The organism is Variovorax sp. NFACC27 (assembly GCF_048301545.1).
GTDB lineage: Bacteria > Pseudomonadota > Gammaproteobacteria > Burkholderiales > Burkholderiaceae_C > Variovorax > Variovorax gossypii.
The window spans coordinates 6,857,958-6,874,659 of sequence record NZ_CP157613.1; the positions used below are offsets into that span (position 1 = coordinate 6,857,958).

At 69.3% G+C, this 16,702-nt stretch carries 16 protein-coding genes; 7 read left to right on the forward strand and 9 right to left on the reverse strand.

What is annotated here, in order from left to right; all coding sequences use genetic code 11:
* Positions 1-76 precede the first annotated feature (76 nt).
* The 5 genes from ABL840_RS32085 to ABL840_RS32105 form a co-directional block, all read right to left on the reverse strand.
* The gene (locus tag ABL840_RS32085; RefSeq protein WP_093302446.1) at positions 77-1,447 is read right to left on the reverse strand and encodes a sensor histidine kinase; all 1,371 of its coding nucleotides are present in this window, start codon (positions 1,445-1,447) and stop codon (positions 77-79) included.
* A complete protein-coding gene (locus ABL840_RS32090) occupies positions 1,444-2,127 on the reverse strand; it encodes a response regulator transcription factor (protein WP_093302448.1) in 684 nt (227 codons plus the stop codon). The genes ABL840_RS32085 and ABL840_RS32090 overlap by 4 nt, the downstream gene beginning before the upstream one ends.
* Positions 2,128-2,362: 235 nt before the next feature.
* A complete protein-coding gene (locus ABL840_RS32095; protein WP_176947479.1) occupies positions 2,363-2,983 on the reverse strand; it encodes an ATP-binding protein in 621 nt (206 codons plus the stop codon).
* Positions 2,983-3,219, reverse strand: coding sequence for a hypothetical protein (locus tag ABL840_RS32100; RefSeq protein WP_093198418.1), 237 nt, complete (start codon positions 3,217-3,219; stop codon positions 2,983-2,985). Before ABL840_RS32100 ends, ABL840_RS32095 begins: the two co-directional genes overlap by 1 nt.
* A gap of 116 nt (positions 3,220-3,335) precedes the next feature.
* The gene (locus tag ABL840_RS32105; protein ID WP_093210124.1) at positions 3,336-4,496 is read right to left on the reverse strand and encodes a porin; all 1,161 of its coding nucleotides are present in this window, start codon (positions 4,494-4,496) and stop codon (positions 3,336-3,338) included.
* Positions 4,497-4,699: 203 nt separating this feature from the next.
* On the opposite strand from ABL840_RS32105, the gene ABL840_RS32110 reads away from it, so the two are divergent.
* The 3 genes from ABL840_RS32110 (at position 4,700) to ABL840_RS32120 (ending at position 8,567) form a co-directional block, all read left to right on the forward strand.
* On the forward strand, positions 4,700-5,371 hold the full coding sequence (locus tag ABL840_RS32110; protein ID WP_093209829.1) for a nuclease-related domain-containing protein: 672 nt from the start codon (positions 4,700-4,702) through the stop codon (positions 5,369-5,371).
* A gap of 88 nt (positions 5,372-5,459) precedes the next feature.
* Positions 5,460-7,862 (forward strand): outer membrane protein assembly factor BamA, encoded by a 2,403-nt coding sequence (gene bamA, locus ABL840_RS32115; protein ID WP_093307367.1) that lies wholly within the window; start codon positions 5,460-5,462, stop codon positions 7,860-7,862.
* Positions 7,863-7,880: 18 nt separating this feature from the next.
* Positions 7,881-8,567, forward strand: coding sequence for a winged helix-turn-helix domain-containing protein (locus ABL840_RS32120; RefSeq protein ID WP_093209769.1), 687 nt, complete (start codon positions 7,881-7,883; stop codon positions 8,565-8,567).
* 14 nt (positions 8,568-8,581) lie between these two features.
* Here ABL840_RS32120 and ABL840_RS32125 read toward each other — a convergent pair whose 3' ends face one another.
* Both ABL840_RS32125 and ABL840_RS32130 read right to left on the reverse strand, forming a co-directional pair.
* Positions 8,582-9,424 (reverse strand): intradiol ring-cleavage dioxygenase, encoded by an 843-nt coding sequence (locus tag ABL840_RS32125; RefSeq protein WP_093307368.1) that lies wholly within the window; start codon positions 9,422-9,424, stop codon positions 8,582-8,584.
* Positions 9,421-9,570: a hypothetical protein gene (locus ABL840_RS32130; protein ID WP_418116078.1), complete on the reverse strand. Its 150-nt coding sequence runs from the start codon at positions 9,568-9,570 to the stop codon at positions 9,421-9,423. Before ABL840_RS32130 ends, ABL840_RS32125 begins: the two co-directional genes overlap by 4 nt.
* A gap of 170 nt (positions 9,571-9,740) precedes the next feature.
* Here ABL840_RS32130 and ABL840_RS32135 point away from each other — a divergent pair, with 170 nt between their 5' ends.
* Both ABL840_RS32135 and ABL840_RS32140 read left to right on the forward strand, forming a co-directional pair.
* Positions 9,741-11,363, forward strand: coding sequence for an ATP-binding protein (locus tag ABL840_RS32135; RefSeq protein ID WP_093307370.1), 1,623 nt, complete (start codon positions 9,741-9,743; stop codon positions 11,361-11,363).
* Positions 11,360-12,052: a response regulator gene (locus ABL840_RS32140; RefSeq protein ID WP_093307371.1), complete on the forward strand. Its 693-nt coding sequence runs from the start codon at positions 11,360-11,362 to the stop codon at positions 12,050-12,052. The genes ABL840_RS32135 and ABL840_RS32140 overlap by 4 nt, the downstream gene beginning before the upstream one ends.
* A gap of 129 nt (positions 12,053-12,181) precedes the next feature.
* On the opposite strand, the gene ABL840_RS32145 is transcribed toward ABL840_RS32140, so the two are convergent.
* Complete coding sequence (locus ABL840_RS32145; RefSeq protein WP_093307372.1) at positions 12,182-13,021, reverse strand: AraC family transcriptional regulator; 840 nt, start codon at positions 13,019-13,021, stop codon at positions 12,182-12,184.
* A gap of 103 nt (positions 13,022-13,124) precedes the next feature.
* Between ABL840_RS32145 and ABL840_RS32150 the strand changes: the two genes are divergently transcribed.
* Both ABL840_RS32150 and ABL840_RS32155 read left to right on the forward strand, forming a co-directional pair.
* Positions 13,125-14,114 carry a Bug family tripartite tricarboxylate transporter substrate binding protein gene (locus ABL840_RS32150; RefSeq protein WP_093307373.1) on the forward strand — a complete coding sequence of 330 codons (990 nt, stop codon included), beginning with the start codon at positions 13,125-13,127 and terminating at the stop codon, positions 14,112-14,114.
* Between the two features lie 2 nt (positions 14,115-14,116).
* The gene (locus tag ABL840_RS32155) at positions 14,117-15,439 is read left to right on the forward strand and encodes a PhzF family phenazine biosynthesis isomerase (RefSeq protein ID WP_143093999.1); all 1,323 of its coding nucleotides are present in this window, start codon (positions 14,117-14,119) and stop codon (positions 15,437-15,439) included.
* A gap of 35 nt (positions 15,440-15,474) precedes the next feature.
* Here the strand turns inward: ABL840_RS32155 and ABL840_RS32160 are convergent, their stop codons facing one another.
* The gene (locus ABL840_RS32160; RefSeq protein ID WP_093307374.1) at positions 15,475-16,692 is read right to left on the reverse strand and encodes an acyl-CoA dehydrogenase family protein; all 1,218 of its coding nucleotides are present in this window, start codon (positions 16,690-16,692) and stop codon (positions 15,475-15,477) included.
* Between the last annotated feature and the right edge of the window lie 10 nt (positions 16,693-16,702).

Below are 16,702 nucleotides of genomic sequence, written 5' to 3' on the forward strand. Positions count from 1 at the left end.
GCCTCGCTGTGCATGAACAAGACATTGCCATTCGGCAATGTTGCGAACGCACGAGGGGGAGAAGGAACGAAGGCGCTCAGCCGTCCGCCATCGGCAGGTCGATGCACGCGCGCAGGCCCGGCTTCGCATCGGCGAAGTCCAGCCGGCCGCCGTGCAGCGCCACCACCGCCAGCACGCTGGCCAGCCCCAGCCCGTGCCCAGGCACGCTGCGGTCGAGCCGGTGGAAGCGCACGCCGATGCGTTCTTGCTCGGCGTGCGGGATGCCCGGTCCGTCGTCCTGAACGAAGAGCTGCGCCCTGCCGTCCACCGTGTGCGTGCCGACGCGCACGGTGGCGCCGCTGCCAGCGTACTTCAGCGCGTTGTCGAGCAGGTTGGCCGCGGCGCCGGCCAGCAGGTCGCGGTCGCCCAGCGCCATGGCCATGTCGGCGGGATCGCGCAGCAGCACGATGCCGCGCAGCTCGGCCACCGCCTCGTAGAGCTCCGCCACGTCGTCGGCGATGACGTGCAACTCCACCGGCGCGAACTGCTGCCGGCGCGCGCCGGCTTCCACCTCCGCGATCTGCAGCAGCTTCTCGAACACCACGGCCAGCTCCTCCAGTTCGCGGATGGCGGTGGCCACCGCCTCGCGCTGCGGATCGTCCTCGCCGAGGCCGGCCTCCGCCGCGCGCAGCCGCACCAGCACGCGCGTGAGGGGCGTGCGCAGGTTGTGCGCGATGGTGTTGGAAACGTGGCGCACGCCGTCCATGAGCGACTGGATGCGGTCGAGCATCGCGTTGATGTCGTGCTCCAGCAGCGCGAACTCGTCCTCCTCGCCCGAGGGCTCCACGCGCTCCTGCAGCTCGCCCGCCGCGATGCGCGCCGCCGTGCGTCGCACCGCGCCCACGCTGCGCTCCAGCTCCTGGCGGAAGACGAAGGTGCCGCCGATCAGCAGCAGCACCGCCACGATGCCGGCCGCAGCACTCGCGCTCGCCACCAGAGATTCGATCGACTCCTGGTCGCGCAGGTCGTGGCCCACCACCAGCAGGCCGCCGTCGGGCAGCGGGCGCATCACGAGATACGCGATGACGGTCTGGCCCGCGCGCACCACGCGGCGGTGCACGCCGTCGCCGGCGTCGGGGGCCTGCGAAGGCATCTGGTCGAGGTTGCCGGCGAGCTTGTTGCCCTCGCGGTCGGTGAGCAGGTAGATCTCGTTGTCGGAGTTGCGCCCGTCGGAGAGCGCGTTGGAGATCTCGCCGGCCACGCCGTCGGCGCCGCGCGCGTCGTAGCGCACCATCAGCTGCTGCATGCTCGCGGCCACCTGCCGCACCATGCGCTGTTGCAGCACGCCCACCGTCTGCATGTAGACGATGGCCAGCGCCGCCAGCATCGTGATCGCCACCAGCAGCCCGTAGTAGAAGGCGAGCCTGAAGCCGACCGAGCGCCACAGCCGGCGCAGGGCCGCCGTCATTGCGGCGCCGCCAGCGTGTAGCCCACGCCGCGCACGGTGTGGATCAGCGTGGGGGCGCCGCCCGCGTCGAGCTTGCCGCGCAGGCGGCTGACCTGCACGTCGATCACGTTGGTCTGCGGGTCGAACTGGTAGTCCCACACCGCCTCCAGCAGCATGGTGCGCGTGACCACCTGGCCCGGATGCATCATGAGATAGGCCAGCAGCCTGAACTCGCGCGGCTGCAGCGCGATGGGCCGGCCGCCGCGCTCGACATGGCGGCGCGCGAGGTCGAGCGTGAGGTCGGCGACCTGCAGCGTGCGGATCTCGGGCCCGGTGCGCGAGCGCCGCACGAGCGCCTCGGCGCGCGCCGCGAGTTCCGAGAAGGCGAAGGGCTTGGCCAGGTAGTCGTCGCCGCCGGCCTTGAGGCCGCGCACGCGCTCGTCGAGCGCGCTCAGTGCGCTGAGCACCAGCACCGGCGTCTTCTTGCCGAGCGCGCGCATGGTCGAGAGGATCGACAGGCCGTCCACCTCGTTGGGCAGCATGCGGTCGAGGATGACGAGGTCCCACGGCTCGCCGGTGGCGCGCGCGAGCGCATCGGCGCCGTCGCGGCTGATCACCGCCACATGGCCGAGCGAGCGGAAGCCCTCGGCGATGTAGCGCGCGTTGTCGGCGTCGTCCTCGACGATGAGGCAGCGCCACATGGCGCTGGGACCTAGCACGCCCGCGCGGCGCCCCGTTGCGGGACGGCGGCGGAAGCTGGCGACGGAAGAAGAAGGAAGAGGCTGTGAAGGGGCTGCGTTCTGGTGCTCATGGCGATGGGGCCGGCGGGCTGCCCATCGTTCGCGCGGGCACCGCCGGAGGCATCCTAGCCGCCATTGGATCAGAGAAGGCGCGGCCGCTTCATTACCGTTTGTTCATGTTGGACTGCCGGGCGGTTCAGGCCTGCAGCAAAGGCAGCCGCAGCGTCAGCCCCAGCACGCCGCCGTCGCGGGGCGCCGAGTAGATGCGCCCGCCGTGGTGCCCCGCGATGCGCTCGCAGGCTCTGGCGCTGGCCGTCACGGCGGCCGACAGCTTGTTGTCGAAGAATCTCGCGAGCGGCGGATGCGCGTCGACGGCGTCGAGATCGCGCCAGTGGATCACCGCCTGTTCGCCGTCGGCGTGCGCCGACACCTGCAGCGTCGCGCCGGTGCGCATCACGCTGGCCGCATAGGCCGTGACCTTCGCGAGCAGCTCACGCAGCTCCGTCTCGATCGCGAACACGCGCACCGCTTCCTGCGGCAGCTGGATGTCGAGGTGGATGGCTTTGGCCTTGGCGTCGGCCTGGGCCTGCGCCGATGCCGCGTCGAGCAGCGGCCGGATGTCCTGCGCCCGGCTGGCGACCAGGCGCTGCTGCGCTTCCTCGCGGGCCTTCTGCGCGAACTCGCGCGCCTTCGTGCTCTGCCGCAGGTTGGCGACGAACAGCGAGAACATCATGCCGACCACGCCGCCGAGCCCCAGCAGGATCACGCCGGCGATGATGGCTCCGAGGTTGCCCGATTGCAGCTGCGCTCCGCTCATCAGCGTGCTCCCGGAGGCTGCGGCCGGGGTTCGCCCGGCACGTCGCGCGCGCAGCGTTCCTGCACCGGGGCGCCGTCGGCCGCGCACATTCCCCATCCGGGAGGCGGCGGCCTGCGGGCGTCGCCGAAGAGCATCGGCGGCGGCGGGCGATAGGGCATGGGCGGCGGGGGAAGCATGATGCAGCCGGTCAGCCCGGAGGCCGCCAGTGCGCCCGCGAGAAGTCGGATTCGGTTCATTGGTCGAAGCTCGCTGCTGGATGGATGAAGGAAAGAAAGCGCGGAAAACGAAAAAGCCGCGCGGGAGAAAAAAGGCAGTGCATGCCCCTTCCCTCCCGCGCGGCGCGCGTCCGCTATCAGAACGCGTGGCGGATGCCGAAGTCGTAGCCGGTGGAAGAGCGCGGCAGGCCCGTGTAGCTCGTGCCCGTGCTGCCGTAGCCGGTCGTGCTCGCCGACACCAGGCTGCCCGTGTAGTTCACGTCGTTGCGGTTGTTCACGCGCGCCACCGTCGCATACAGCGCCGTGCGCTTGGACAGGTTGTGCACGTAGCCGATCGCGAACTTGCGCGCCAGCGGGTCTTCGCCCGTGATGCCGGCCGTGCCTTCGTTGTAGCGGACCTGCGAGTACGCCACGCGGATCAGGCCGGCACCCACCGGCACCGTCGCGCCGATCAGGTAGCCGTTGTAGCTGTCGTGCCGGTCGGCCGCTGCCGAGTAGTCGAACTTGTTCTTCACGTTCGACAGCTCACCGAACAGCTTCACCGGGCCGAAGTCGTACGAAGCGCCCAGGTTGATGGTCTGCACGCTGCGCTCCAGCGCGGTGGTGTCCACCACGGTGCTGCGGCCCACGCCCAGTGCCACGTCCAGAGGACCGTTGGCGTAGCCGAAGCGGCCGCCGACGTAGCGGCCCGCGCTGCTGCTCGAGGCTGCGGTGGTGCTGGTCGCGTCGGTGCTGGCGTTCTCGTGCAGGCTGTACTGCACCTGGCCGTAGAAACCGCCCAGGTTCGGCGGCAGGAAGTAGCCGATCGAGTTGCTCGCACGCACGTAGTTGGCGTTGTTGATCGTGGTGTTGCCGCTGACGGTGCTGATCACGTTCGTGCCCGAGCCGTTGGTACCGAACGGGTCGAAGACGGTGTCGTTCCAGAAGGTGGGCGTGTAGTCGCGGCCCAGGCGCAGTTCGCCGAAGCCACCCGACAGGCTCACGGTGGAGCGGCGCGAGAAGGTGGAGATGCCGGTGGCGCCGTCGTCGTTGGTGATGGGCGCTTCGAGCCAGAAGCTCGCTGCAAGGCCGCCGCCGAGGTCTTCGGTGCCGCGGAAGCCGATGCGGCTGGAGTTGTAGGCGGAGTTGCCCAGGCTCGTCTTGCTTTGCTTGACCGACGCGCCGGTGGTGGTGTCGCGCGAGGTCGTCGACTGGTAGGTCAGCCCGGCGTCCACGACGCCGAACAACGTGACTGACGATTGGGCAGAAGCCAGGCCGCAGACGGCCAGGGCAGCGAATGCCGTGAGGGTTTTCTTCATTCAGGGTTCTCCAGTTGCAGCGGCTCTCCATCGAGCAGCCGACACGCATGGTCCCGTTCAAATTCGGAGGAATCTTGTGGTTGACCATTGCTTTGCGAGAACTGTTGTTTGCACGCAAACCATCGCCATCGACCGAAGGAAACACCTCGTTCAAGAAGTCTCCCAAAAGCGGCGCGATGCTCCTGCGATCGAAGGAGCTCTCCATGACCATCGCCTTGCCGCCAAGCACTACCGCCACCTCGCTGGGTGTGCAGCAGCTCGCCAACGCGTTCAGCCCCACCTTTTCGTACCTGCGCATTCTTCGCAACCTCATCATCCCGATGCCCGAGGGCCACACGGTGCCCACCGCGCGCATCGACGCGGTGCTGGTGTGCGAGACCGGCGTCTACCTCTTCGAGATCAAGGCCTGGCGCAACGCCTTCGTCTACCGCAAGAAGTCGGACCAGTCCCCGCCGCGCTGGTTCCTGCGGCTGCACGGGGGCAAGAGCGCGCGCGAGGTGAAAGACCCCGCATGGCAGGGCGGACGCAAGACCTCGCAGCTGCGCGCCCTGCTTTCCGACGAGCTGCGGCTGCAGTACTTCGTGCTGCTGCCCTGCGAGGGCATCGAGCTCGAGGGCGTGATGCCTGCAGCCGTGATCACGCAGCAGGACCTGCCCTACATCGCGCGACTGGTGCGCAACAACGGCCGCCTCGCGCGCAACTACCCGCTGCTGGACGACCGGGCCGTCGACCGCACCGTGGAGCGCCTCCTCGAGATACAGGGCGATCTGACGATCGACGACCACCTGCGCAACTGCCGCGAAAGAAGCGGCCAGGTGCCGGAAGCCGTCGCGATGCCGGCATGGTCCGCGCCGAACGCAATGGGGTTGCAGTAAGGCAAAGCCGAGGTAAAGACCCCGAGCACTCCGGGGCGGGCGGGGAAAAGTCCCAAATTTCTCCGACATTGGCGGGAACCATGCGGCGATGCAGTTTCCCAAGTCACTCGCAGCTGCAGCCGTGCTGCTTGCCTCCATCGCCGCTTCTCCCGCCTGGGCATTCGATCCGTTCACCATCAGGGACATCCGGCTCGAAGGCCTTCAGCGCGTCGAAGCCGGCACCGTCTTCGCCACCATGGGCCTGCGAGCCGGCGACACCTACAGCGACGAACGCGGCAGCGCCGCCATCCGCGAGCTGTTCAAGCTCGGCCTCTTCAAGGACGTGCGCATCGACGTGAACGGCAACGTGCTGGTGGTGGTGGTGGAAGAGCGCCCCACCATCGCCGACGTCGACTTCGTGGGAACCAAGGAATTCGACAAGGCCGCGCTGCAGAAGGCGCTGCGCGAGATCGGGCTGGCCGACGGGCAGGCCTACGACAAGGCGCTCGCCGACCGTGCCGAGCAGGAGCTCAAGCGGCAGTACATCAGCCGCAGCCTCTACAACGCGCAGGTCATCACCACCGTCACGCCGCTGGAGAAGAACCGCGTGAACCTGACCTTCACGGTGACCGAGGGCGAGCCCGCGCGCATCAAGGAAGTGCACGTGGTCGGCAACAAGGCCTTCAGCGAGAGCACGCTGCTCGACCTGTTCGACCAGGACACGGGCGGCTGGCTCGACTGGTACACCAAGTCCAACCAGTACTCGCGCACCAAGTTCAACGGCGACCTGGAGACGCTGCGCTCCTACTACATCACGCGCGGCTACCTGGAGTTCCGCATCGACTCGACGCAGGTCGCCATCTCGCCCGACCGGCAGACGCTGACCCTCACGATCAACATCACGGAAGGCGAGAAGTTCGTGGTGGCCGGCGTGAAGCTCGCGGGCGACTACATGGGCCACGAGGACGAGTTCAAGACGCTGGTGACCATCCGCCCCGGTCGGCCCTACAACGGCGAGGACGTGGCCGCCACCACCAAGGCCTTCACCGACTACTTCGGCACCTTCGGCTACGCCTTCGCGCGCGTGAAGGCCGACCCGGAGATAGACCGCGCGAACAACCGCGTGACGCTGGTGCTGAGGGCCGAGGCTTCGCGCCGCGCCTACGTGCGGCGCATCAACATCGGCGGCAACTCCAGGACGCGCGACGAAGTGATCCGCCGCGAGTTCCGCCAGTACGAGGGCGCCTGGTACGACGGCAACAAGATCCGCGCCTCGCGCGACCGCGTCGACCGCCTGGGCTTCTTCACCGACGTGAACGTCGATACCGTCGACGTGCCCGGCTCGCCCGACCAGGTCGACCTGGCCGTGAACGTGACCGAGAAGCCCACCGGCTCGCTGCAGCTGGGCGCGGGCTACTCCTCCACCGACAAGGTCTCTCTGACCTTCGGTATCACGCAGGAGAACGTGTTCGGCAGCGGCAACTACCTGGGCCTGAGCGTGAACACCAGTTCGTACAACCGCACCATCTCGCTCACGGCGACCGACCCGTACTTCACCAAGGACGGCATCTCGCGCACGCTGAACGTGTTCCACACCACCACGCGCCCCTATTACGAGGCCGACGGCAACTACAAGCTCGCGAGCGACGGCGGCTCGGTGCGCTTCGGCTTCCCGGTGGGCGAGCAGGACACGGTGTTCCTGGGCATCGGGCTGGAGCGCTGGTCGTTCACGCCCGGCACCAACGGCACCTACACGCTGGTCGACGGCTCGTACGTGTACACCGCCACGCCGCAGGCGTACCTCGACTACTTCAAGTGCACGGGCACCGCCCCGAGCGTGAGCTGCGCCAAGTCGAGCATGATCGCCATCCCCGCCACGCTGGGCTGGTCGCGCGACGACCGCGACAGCGCGCTGGTGCCCACGCGCGGCCGCCTGCAGAGCGCCAACCTCGAGATGGGCGTGGGCAGCGAGCTGCGCTACCTGAAGACCAACTACCAGTACCAGCAGTACTTCCCGCTGTCGAAGCAGTACACGCTGGCCATCAACGGCCAGCTCGGCTATGCGCGCGCGCTGGGCGACAGCACCTATCCGATCTTCAAGAACTTCTACGCCGGCGGCCTGGGCTCGATCCGCGGCTTCGAGCAGAACTCGCTGGGCCCGAAGGACTCGGTCACCGAAGGCGCGCTCGGCGGCACGCGCAAGGCGATCTTCAACATGGAGTTCAGCACGCCCTTCCCTGGCGCGGGCAACGACAAGACGCTGCGGCTGTACACCTTCTTCGACGCGGGCAACGTGTTCGCCGATCGCACGGCCGGCATGACGGATGCGCAATGGAAGGCGCAGAACCGCATCCGCGCCTCCACCGGCATCGGCATCAGCTGGATCTCGCCGCTGGGCCCGCTGCGGCTGGCCTATGCGGTGCCTCTGATCTACCAGAAGGAAGACACGGCCAACAACATCGCGGCCGACCGCACGCAGCGCTTCCAGTTCCAGATCGGAACCTCGTTCTGAGCGCAAGGAGTCCTGGCCATGGGTCGAATCCTGCTGGTGGAGGACGAACGCCACGACAGCGCCTCGCTGCTGCTGGGCCACCTGCTCGGCGCAGGCCATGAGATCGAGCGCATCGGCGACGGCGAGGCCGCGCTGGAGCGCATCCTGGGCGAGCCCCCGGCGCTCACCCTGCTGGACGTGGTGCCGCCGCGCATCGACGGCATCCGGGTGCTGGAGAAGGTGCGATCGCACTGCAACCACCCGATCATCATGCTGACGGGGCGCAGCCACGAGGCCGACCGCCTGCTGGCGCTGGACATGGGTGCCGACGACTATGTCTGCAAGCCCTTCTCGCCGCGCGAGGTGGTGGCGCGTATCCAGACGGTGCTGCGCCGGCACTCGCAGTGGCGCGACAGCGTCGCCAGGCCCTCGACGGCCGTGCGCTTCGACGATCCGCGCGGCAATGCCTGCCTGGAAGGGCAGGCGCTGACGCTGACGCGCCGCGAACTGCTGCTGCTGCGGGCGCTGTCGCGCGACCCGGGCCGGGTGTTCACGCGCTCCAAGCTGCTCGAGGCGGCGTTTCCGGAAGCCTTCGACGTCAACGAGCGCGCCGTGGACGGCCACATCAAGAACCTGCGCAAGAAGCTGGCGGCCGCCGTGCCTTCGCACGAGTGGATCCGCTCGGTCTACGGCGTGGGCTTCAGCTTCGCGGAGCGGCCGGCCTGAAAGAGGCCAGGCACTCAGCCTTCGGCGCGCGGCGGCACGATCGCGCGTATGCGCGCCGCGCCCTCCGGCGAGCGCGGACGCGGCATGCGCAGGCCGTCGGGCGGCATGCCTCCGGGGGGCATCCCCGCATGCGGCGGACCGCCGGGACGCGGCGGCCGGTCGATCGCCGGGCTCGCCGCCGGGTCGACCACCAGCGCGAGCGTGGCGACATAGCGCTGGCGCTCCTCGCGCACCGAGCCGAGCACCGTGGCTCCGGCCTTCAGCGCGATGCCGTCGGCGCTGTTCAGCGTGTCGCGCAGCCGCGAGCGCTGATAGGGCGAGACCTGCGTGTAGAGGAACTCGCTGAGCGCATCGGGCAGGAAGAACTGGGAGGTGAGCACCGCACGGGCGCCGTTGATCACCTTGAAGTGGATGTGCGTGGTGCGCCCCGCGTACCAGCCCGGATACACGCTGCGGAAGAAAACCGCGCCCTCGCGGTCGGTGCGCTGGCTGCCACGCAGGAAGGTCTTGCCCTCGAAGGAGAGCGCGCGGTCGTCGCCCTGCTCGCCGAAGCCCGAGTAGCGGCCCTGCGCGTCGCAGTGCCAGAGGTCCACGCGCAGCTTCGGCAGCGGACGGCCGGCCGCGTCGCACACGGTGAAGCGCACCTCGAGCGGCACGCCGTCGAGTCCTTCGGTGATGTCCGAACGCTCCAGGGCAAGGTCGAGGTAGTAGGGCCCTTCGGTGGTCTGCGCGGTAAGCGGCAGTTGCCGCGCGGCGGCGGGTGCCGGGCTCGCGGCGGCCGAGAGGCCGGCCGCGCCGAGGGCGGCCAGCAGGCCGCGGCGCCCGATGGGCGCCTGGGATTCGGGAAGAGTCGTCATGGAGTGCGTTTTTCTTCTTCCGCCGCATCGGGCGGGGAGGGCCGCGTGGCCCGGCTCTCCGCCCAGAAGACGATCAGTGTCCAGGCCTGGGCGAGCAGCCAGAAAAACACCGTGATCGCCAGCAGCAGCGACAGCGGCAGGTCCATGTGCGGAGTCATGGGACGCATCGTGCAGCCCGATCGGGGAGAAATGATGGAGAACATTTCTCCCAGATTCCTCCACATTCGGCCGCGATGATCGGCTGTCGACCCACCCTGCTTCCCCTCGCCCGTCCGCCATGCATGCCGCAGAATGCGGCAATGCCTCCCCCGAGCCCATGCCTCACCTGACCCTTTCCAGAAAGATCTTCCTGGCGCTGGCCGCGCTGTTGATCGTGCTGCTGATCAGTTTCGCGGGCCTGTCGATCATCGCGCTGCAGCGCGGCCTGGGCTCCTACGTGGCCGAGATCGAGATCCGGCGCATGGACTGGCTCGCGCAGCAGCTGCAGAAGTACTACGCCACCAACGGCGACTGGAAGGGCCTGCACAACAACGACGACGCCTGGCGCCGCCTGCAGATGGGCCGGATGGCCGCCGCGCTCGACACCGCCGGCAGCGGCAACGGCAATGGCGACGAACGGCGGCTGCCGCCTTGGTACGAGTACCGCACCATGCGCGGGAATCCTCCCCCTGACGGCGGTGGTGGTGGCGAAGGCGCCGACGGCGGCAGGCCGCCGCCCCCGCCGCCCTCGGATTCGGGGCTGTCGTCGCCCCAGCTCGAGCTGACGCCGCGCCGGCTGCCGACCGTGCCGCCGCCGTGGTTCTTCCGCGATCCGCGCGACATGCCGGACTCCATCTTCCAGCGGCTGGCCCTGCTCGACGCGCACGGCTCGCGCGTGGTGGGCGCCGAGGTCGACCTCGCGAACGCCGCGCGCACGCCGATCCGCCGCGACCGCACCGTCATCGGCTACCTGGCGCTGACGCCGCTGCAGGGCCTGGAGAGCGAAGCCGACCGAGCCTTCGTCGCGCGGCAGTCCGGCGTGATCGTGCTCACCGGCCTGTGCGGCCTCGGCTTCGCGCTGGTGCTCTCGTGGCTGCTGGCGCGCCGCTGGTTCAGGCCCATCGACGAGCTCACCCAGGCCGCGCAGGACGTGGCGCGCGGCCGGCTTTCCACCCGCGTCGCGGTGCAGGGCTCGGACGAGCTGGCGCTGCTGGGCCGCACCTTCAACGACATGGCGCAACGGCTCGACACCATGGAGGCCTCGCGCCGTGCCTGGCTGGCCGACGCGGCCCACGAGCTGCGCACGCCGCTGGCCGCCATGCGCGCGGAAATCGAGGCGCTGCAGGACGGCGTGCGCACCTTCGACGAACGCACCGCCCTGCGGCTGCACCGGCAGGTGATCCGCCTGGGCCAGCTGGTCGACGACCTGCGAAGCAGCATGCGCGAGCCGCAGAACGACCTGCTCACGGCCACGGTGTTTCCGTTGTCGCTGCTGAAGGAGGCGCTCGACCACACCCGCGACCGCTTCGCCGCGCGCGGCATCACGGTGGACCGCCGCGCCATCGACCGCATCGGGGCATCGGCGCAACCCGCCGTCGAGGGCGACGCGCACCGGCTGCACCAGGTCTTCATGAACCTGCTGGAGAACACGCTGGCCTACACCGACCAGGGCGGCGAGTTGCACATCGATGTCCTGGTCGATGGCGCGTGGACCGGCAACCGCATCACGCTAGTGTTCGACGACAGCGCGCCGGGCGTGCCCGAGGCCGAGCTGCCTCGCCTCTTCGACCGGCTGTTCCGCGGCGAGACCTCGCGCAGCCGCGAACTCGGCGGCTCGGGGCTGGGCCTTTCCATCTGCCGCGCGACCATCGAGGCGCACGGCGGCACCATCGACGCGTCGGCCTCGCCCCTGGGCGGCCTGCGCCTGACCCTCACCCTTCCACTGGCAGCAACGTCATGACACGCATCGTCATCGTCGAAGACGAAACCGACATCGCCTCGGTGGTGCAGGACTACCTGCGCCACGCGGGCTACGAAACCGAGCACTTCATCGACGGGCAGAGCGCGCTCGAAAGCATCGTCGCGACGCCGCCCGACCTCACGCTGCTGGACATCATGCTGCCGCGGCTCGACGGCATCGAGGTGCTGCGCCGCGCGCGCGAGCACACGACGCACCCGATCATCATGCTGACCGCGCGCATCGAGGAGGTCGACCGGCTGCTGGGCCTGGAACTCGGCGCCGACGACTACGTGTGCAAGCCCTTCTCCCCGCGCGAGCTGGTGGCGCGCGTTCGCGCGGTGCTGCGCCGCACCGCGCCGGGCCTGGCGCTGGGCTCGGGCTCGCAGAACGACGCACCGGGGCTGGTGCTGGACGACGTGCACTGGCGCGCGTCGCTCGAAGGCACGCCGCTGAACCTCACGCGGCGCGAGTTCGGGCTGCTGCAGGTGCTCTCGCGGCACCCGGGCCGCATCTTCTCGCGCGCCCGCCTGCTCGAGCTGGCCTACGACGACACGGTCGACGTGACGGAACGCGCCATCGACAGCCATGTGAAGAACCTGCGCCGCAAGCTCGGCGCCGTGACGCCGGAGCATGACTGGATACGGTCGGTGTATGGCGTGGGCTTCGCGTGGGAGGCGCCGGCGGGCTAGGGCCTGTTCACACTATTTCCGGGGTCGCGAAGGGCAGCCAGGGCGGGCCAATCAAGGCGCGCGACGACGCGTGTGCATGCGCACACGCCAGGAGCGCCAACGCAACCCTGGAAATAGTGTGAACAGGCCCTAGTCGCCGCTGCCGGCGAGACCCGAGGCGCGGATCTGCGTGGCGGTCTTCGCCCAGGTCTTCTCCAGCATCCGGGACAGGTACGAGCCCGACTCCCAGCCCACCTGCAGCGCGATGGAAAGCACCGAATCGCACGTGTTTCTGAGCAGATACTCCGCGCGCTCCAGCCGCCTGCGCTGCAGGTAGGCCAGCGGCGACACGCCGTACTTCGCGCGGAAGACGCGCTCCACCTGCCGGCGCGAAAGACGGTGCTGCTGCGCGAAGGCCTCCAGCGACAGCGGCTGTGAAAGATCGGCTTCGATGGCCTCCGCGAGCAGCTCGGCCACCAGCAATGCCGAGGTGGGATCGCCGTCCGACAGCGGATTGCCGCCAAGCCGCGCCGCCTCCATGACGAGCGCGCCGCACAGCGCGTAGTTCTCCGCGGTGCCGGCCTTCGCCGACTCGAACATCCGCTGCGACAGCGCACGCAGCGCCGTGCTGCCCGCGCGCATGCCCTGCAATGGAGCCGAAACTCCCTGCGCCTGCAGCGCGGTCGCCCACAGCCCGGGGTCCACATAGACCGCGACGTGCGTCTGCCCCGCCGTGAGCGTGGTGGTCGAATGCGCGCTGCCGGCGGCGAACCAGAGGAAGTGCCCCGGGCCCAGGGTCTGCGCGCCGCCCTGCGCATCGCTGACGCTGAAGCGTCCCGCCAGCGGCACGAAGAGCATGTCGCAGTCGTGCACGTGGGTGTCGGTGGCATAGCGCTCGCGCGCGTTCGCGACCATGGTGGCGTGGTGCGACAGGCGCTCGACGAACAGCGACTGGCGCGGCGCCGGTATGCGGGTGTTCGTCAGGTGCATGGCCACTCCTTGTCGCAATTGAACTCGTGCATGTCGCAATCGGCCGCGCGCGTTCGCGCACGCTCAACAGAATCGGGAAACACCACTCCCGCAAGCAAGAAACATGAAACCCCAAGCACTGCGCCGCCGCGCGCTCATCGGGCTGGCAGCCGCCGGCATCCTGTACGGCCCCGCCGCCTCGTGGTCGGCCCCGGAAACGGCCTATCCGGCCAAGCCGGTGACGATCATCGTACCCTTCCCCGCCGGCGGCGGCACGGACGTGATCTTCCGCTCGGTGCAGCAGCGGCTGCAGACCTCCCTCGGCGTGTCGGTGATCATCGACAACCGCTCCGGCGCCGGCGGCACCGTGGGCACCGGCTTCGGCGCGAAGGCGAACCCCGACGGCTACACGCTGGTGGCCGCCACCACCTCGACCATCGCCTCCGCCGACGCGGTGTACCCAAAGCTGCCCTACGACCCGGTCAAGGACCTCGTGCCCATAGGCACCATCGGCACCACGCCCTTCGTGCTGGTGGTGACGCCCTCGCTGGCGGCGCGCGACGTGAAGGGCTTGGTCGACTACGCCAAGGCCCATCCGCAGGCGCTCAACTACGGCAGCATCGGCAACGGCAGCCTGAGCCATCTGGCGGGCGAGCTCTTCAAGCAGCGCACCGGCATCGAGATGACCCATGTGCCCTACCGCGGCGCGGCCCCCGCGCAGGCCGACCTGATGGCGGGCCAGATCCAGGCGCTGTTCGACAACCCGCCCTCGCTGCTCGCGCAGGTGCGCGGCGGCCGCATGCGGGCGCTGGCGATCAGCGAGCCCTCGGCCGGCTTCGAGGGCCTGCCTACCTTCGAGCAGGCCGGCATCAAGGGCTTCAGGCCGCAGCTCTGGTATGGCCTGATGGCGCCGGCGGCCACACCGCAGCCGGTGGTGCAGCGACTGCGCGCGGCGCTCGACGCGGCCATGCGCGATGCGGCCCTGCGCGCCGACATGCAGTCCAAGGGCGTGACGCCGTGGACCGTGCCGCCCGATGCGTTCCAGGCACAGATACGCAGCGACATCCAGCTCTGGGGCGGCATCGCGCGCTCGGTGAATGCAAAGGCCGAATGAAGATGACGACGACCCACCTTCCGCACGCCCACAACATCCGCGTCTTCGTGGGGGCCGACCCTGGAACCGGCGGCAATCCCGCGCCGGTCTGGCTCGATGCCGACGCGCTCTCGACCGCGCAGATGCAGGAATACACGCGGCGCAGCGGGCATGAATCGGTCTTCGTGCTCAAGCCCGAAACGCCTGCGCATGCCCTGCGCATGCGCTACTTCGTGCCCAACCACGAAATGGAGATGTGCGGCCACGCCACCGTAGGCGCGCTCTGGCTGCTGCACCGGCGCGGCGAATGGGACGGCTCGCCGATCGCCATCCAGACGCTGAGCGGCACCGTGACGGGCCAGCGCGTCGACGGCACGGTACAGATCAGCCAGCCGCGCGCGGTGGTCGAGGAAGTGACGCAGCAGGCCCTGGTCGACGAAATCGCACAGTGCCTGGGCATCGATGCGGCGCGCATCGTGGGGCCCGTGCTCAACGCCGCGACCAGCCGCGTGAAGACGCTGGTGCGACTGGCGGACGCGCAGCAGCTGCACGGCCTGCGCGTGGACTTCGCGCGTGTCGAGTCGCTGTGCGAGCGGCTGGGCTCGACCGGCCTGTATCCATACGCGATGTCGCAGGGCGAGGGCTGCGCGGTCAGCGCACGGCAGTTTCCGAAATCCTCCGGCTATCCCGAAGATGCGGCCACGGGCATCGCCGCGGCGGCACTCGCATGGGGCTTGCGCCGCCTGAGCCTGGTCGGCGGGGACGCACTCACGGTGACGGTGCGACAGGGCGAAGCCATGGGTTCGCCTTCCGCCATTCATGTGGGCTTGCCGTCGGAAGCGATGGCGCAGGAAGGCTGCCGGGTCGGCGGTGAATGCTGCGAGGAGCCACCGGAGGATCTGCGCCTGGAAGTGCTCTGCCCGCCGGAAGCTGCGCGTGCCAGTCCTTCCGGAACCTACGCCACCTTCTCGAAGGCCGGCAACCTGTGGCATTCGAGCGGCGTTGTCGGGCGCGAGAACGGCGAAGTCATTGCCGGGCCGCTGCGGGGGCCGGACGACGTGGCGCACGGCCAGCGCGCAGCGGTGGCCGCCGTTGCCGCTCTGCTGCGCGCCGCGCGGGAGGAACTGGGCAGCCTCTCGCGCGTCGCCCGCGTCGTCACGCTGAACGGGTATCTCCGGACCGGCGGCGATTTCGCGGAGCACGCGAAAGTGATGGACGCGGCCTCGGCCCTGCTGCGGCAGGTCTTTGCCGAGGCACCGCTGCCGGCCCGAACGACCGTCGGCGTCGTGTCGCTGCCGCGCGGAGGCGCGGCCGAGGTGTCGTTGACGCTGGAAGTGCGCGACTGACCGGCGCGGCGGTCGCCTTCTTCCTTTTTTCCTTCTTACTGGTACGCCGCCAGCTCCTGCTTGGCGATCGCGTTGCGGTGCACCTCGTCGGGACCGTCGGCCACGCGCAGGTGCCGCTCGTAGGCGTAGAAGTTCGTGAGCAGCGTGTCCTGGCTCAGGCCCATGGCGCCGAAGGCCTGCATGGCCCAGTCGACCACCTTCACGCAGTTGTTGGGCGTGAGCACCTTGATCATCGCGATCTCCTTCGCTGCGACCTTGTTGCCCACGGTGTCCATGCGGTAGGCGGCGTTGAGCACCATCCAGCGCGACTGCTCGATGAGCATGCGCGACTCGGCGATGCGCTCGCGCCAGACGCCCTGCTCCGACAGCGGCTTGTGGAAGGCGGTGCGCGACACCAGGCGCTGGCACATCATCTCCAGCGCGGCCTCTGCCATGCCGATGGCGCGCATGCAGTGGTGGATGCGGCCCGGCCCGAGGCGGCCCTGCGCGATCTCGAAGCCGCGGCCTTCGCCGAGCAGGATGTTCTCGACCGGCACGCGCACGTTCTCGAACACGATCTCGGGATGGCCGAAGGGCGGGTCGTACACGCCCAGCAGCGCCATGTCGCGCACGATGGTCACGCCGGGCGTGTTCTTGGGCACGAGGATCATCGACTGCTGCTTGTGGCGGTCGGCGTTGTCGGGGTCGGTCTTGCCCATCAGCACGAAGATCTCGCAACGCTCGTTCATCGCGCCGGTGATGTACCACTTGCGGCCGTTGATGACGTACTCGTCGCCCTCGCGGCGGATGCTGCAGCGGATGTTGGTGGCGTCGCTCGAGGCCACCTCGGGCTCGGTCATCGCGAAGGAGGAGCGGATCTCGCCGGCCAGCAGCGGCTTCAGCCAGCGCTCCTGCTGCGCCTTGGTGCCGTAGCGCGCCAGCACTTCCATGTTGCCGGTGTCGGGCGCGGAGCAGTTGAAGATCTCGGAGCTCCAGTAGCGCCGCCCCATGATCTCGCACAGCGGCGCGTACTCGACGTTGCTCAGGCCGGGCCCGTGCTCCGACTCGGGCAGGAACAGGTTCCACAGCCCGCGCTCGCGCGCCTTGGCCTTCAGGCCGGCCATCATCGGCAGCTCGGCGTAGGGGCGGCCGGCGCGGGCGTTGGCGGCCAGCTCCTCCTCGTGGCGCTTCTCGTTCGGATAGACGTACTCGTCCATGAACCGGAGCAGTTCCTCGCGCAGCGCGATCACCCGGGGCGTGAATTCGAAATGCATGGTGCGTCCT

Coding starts and splice junctions, on each gene's coding strand:
- ABL840_RS32105 (WP_093210124.1), bottom strand. CDS start 4,496: ATGAAGAAAACCCTCACGGCATTCGCTGCCCTGGCCGTCTGCGGCCTG.
- bamA (WP_093307367.1), top strand. CDS start 5,460: ATGCAGTTTCCCAAGTCACTCGCAGCTGCAGCCGTGCTGCTTGCCTCC.
- ABL840_RS32125 (WP_093307368.1), bottom strand. CDS start 9,424: ATGACGACTCTTCCCGAATCCCAGGCGCCCATCGGGCGCCGCGGCCTG.
- ABL840_RS32090 (WP_093302448.1), bottom strand. CDS start 2,127: ATGTGGCGCTGCCTCATCGTCGAGGACGACGCCGACAACGCGCGCTAC.
- ABL840_RS32100 (WP_093198418.1), bottom strand. CDS start 3,219: ATGAACCGAATCCGACTTCTCGCGGGCGCACTGGCGGCCTCCGGGCTG.
- ABL840_RS32085 (WP_093302446.1), bottom strand. CDS start 1,447: ATGACGGCGGCCCTGCGCCGGCTGTGGCGCTCGGTCGGCTTCAGGCTC.
- ABL840_RS32150 (WP_093307373.1), top strand. CDS start 13,125: ATGAAACCCCAAGCACTGCGCCGCCGCGCGCTCATCGGGCTGGCAGCC.
- ABL840_RS32140 (WP_093307371.1), top strand. CDS start 11,360: ATGACACGCATCGTCATCGTCGAAGACGAAACCGACATCGCCTCGGTG.
- ABL840_RS32120 (WP_093209769.1), top strand. CDS start 7,881: ATGGGTCGAATCCTGCTGGTGGAGGACGAACGCCACGACAGCGCCTCG.
- ABL840_RS32135 (WP_093307370.1), top strand. CDS start 9,741: ATGCCTCACCTGACCCTTTCCAGAAAGATCTTCCTGGCGCTGGCCGCG.
- ABL840_RS32095 (WP_176947479.1), bottom strand. CDS start 2,983: ATGAGCGGAGCGCAGCTGCAATCGGGCAACCTCGGAGCCATCATCGCC.
- ABL840_RS32155 (WP_143093999.1), top strand. CDS start 14,117: ATGACGACGACCCACCTTCCGCACGCCCACAACATCCGCGTCTTCGTG.
- ABL840_RS32110 (WP_093209829.1), top strand. CDS start 4,700: ATGACCATCGCCTTGCCGCCAAGCACTACCGCCACCTCGCTGGGTGTG.
- ABL840_RS32145 (WP_093307372.1), bottom strand. CDS start 13,021: ATGCACCTGACGAACACCCGCATACCGGCGCCGCGCCAGTCGCTGTTC.
- ABL840_RS32130 (WP_418116078.1), bottom strand. CDS start 9,570: ATGGACCTGCCGCTGTCGCTGCTGCTGGCGATCACGGTGTTTTTCTGG.
- ABL840_RS32160 (WP_093307374.1), bottom strand. CDS start 16,692: ATGCATTTCGAATTCACGCCCCGGGTGATCGCGCTGCGCGAGGAACTG.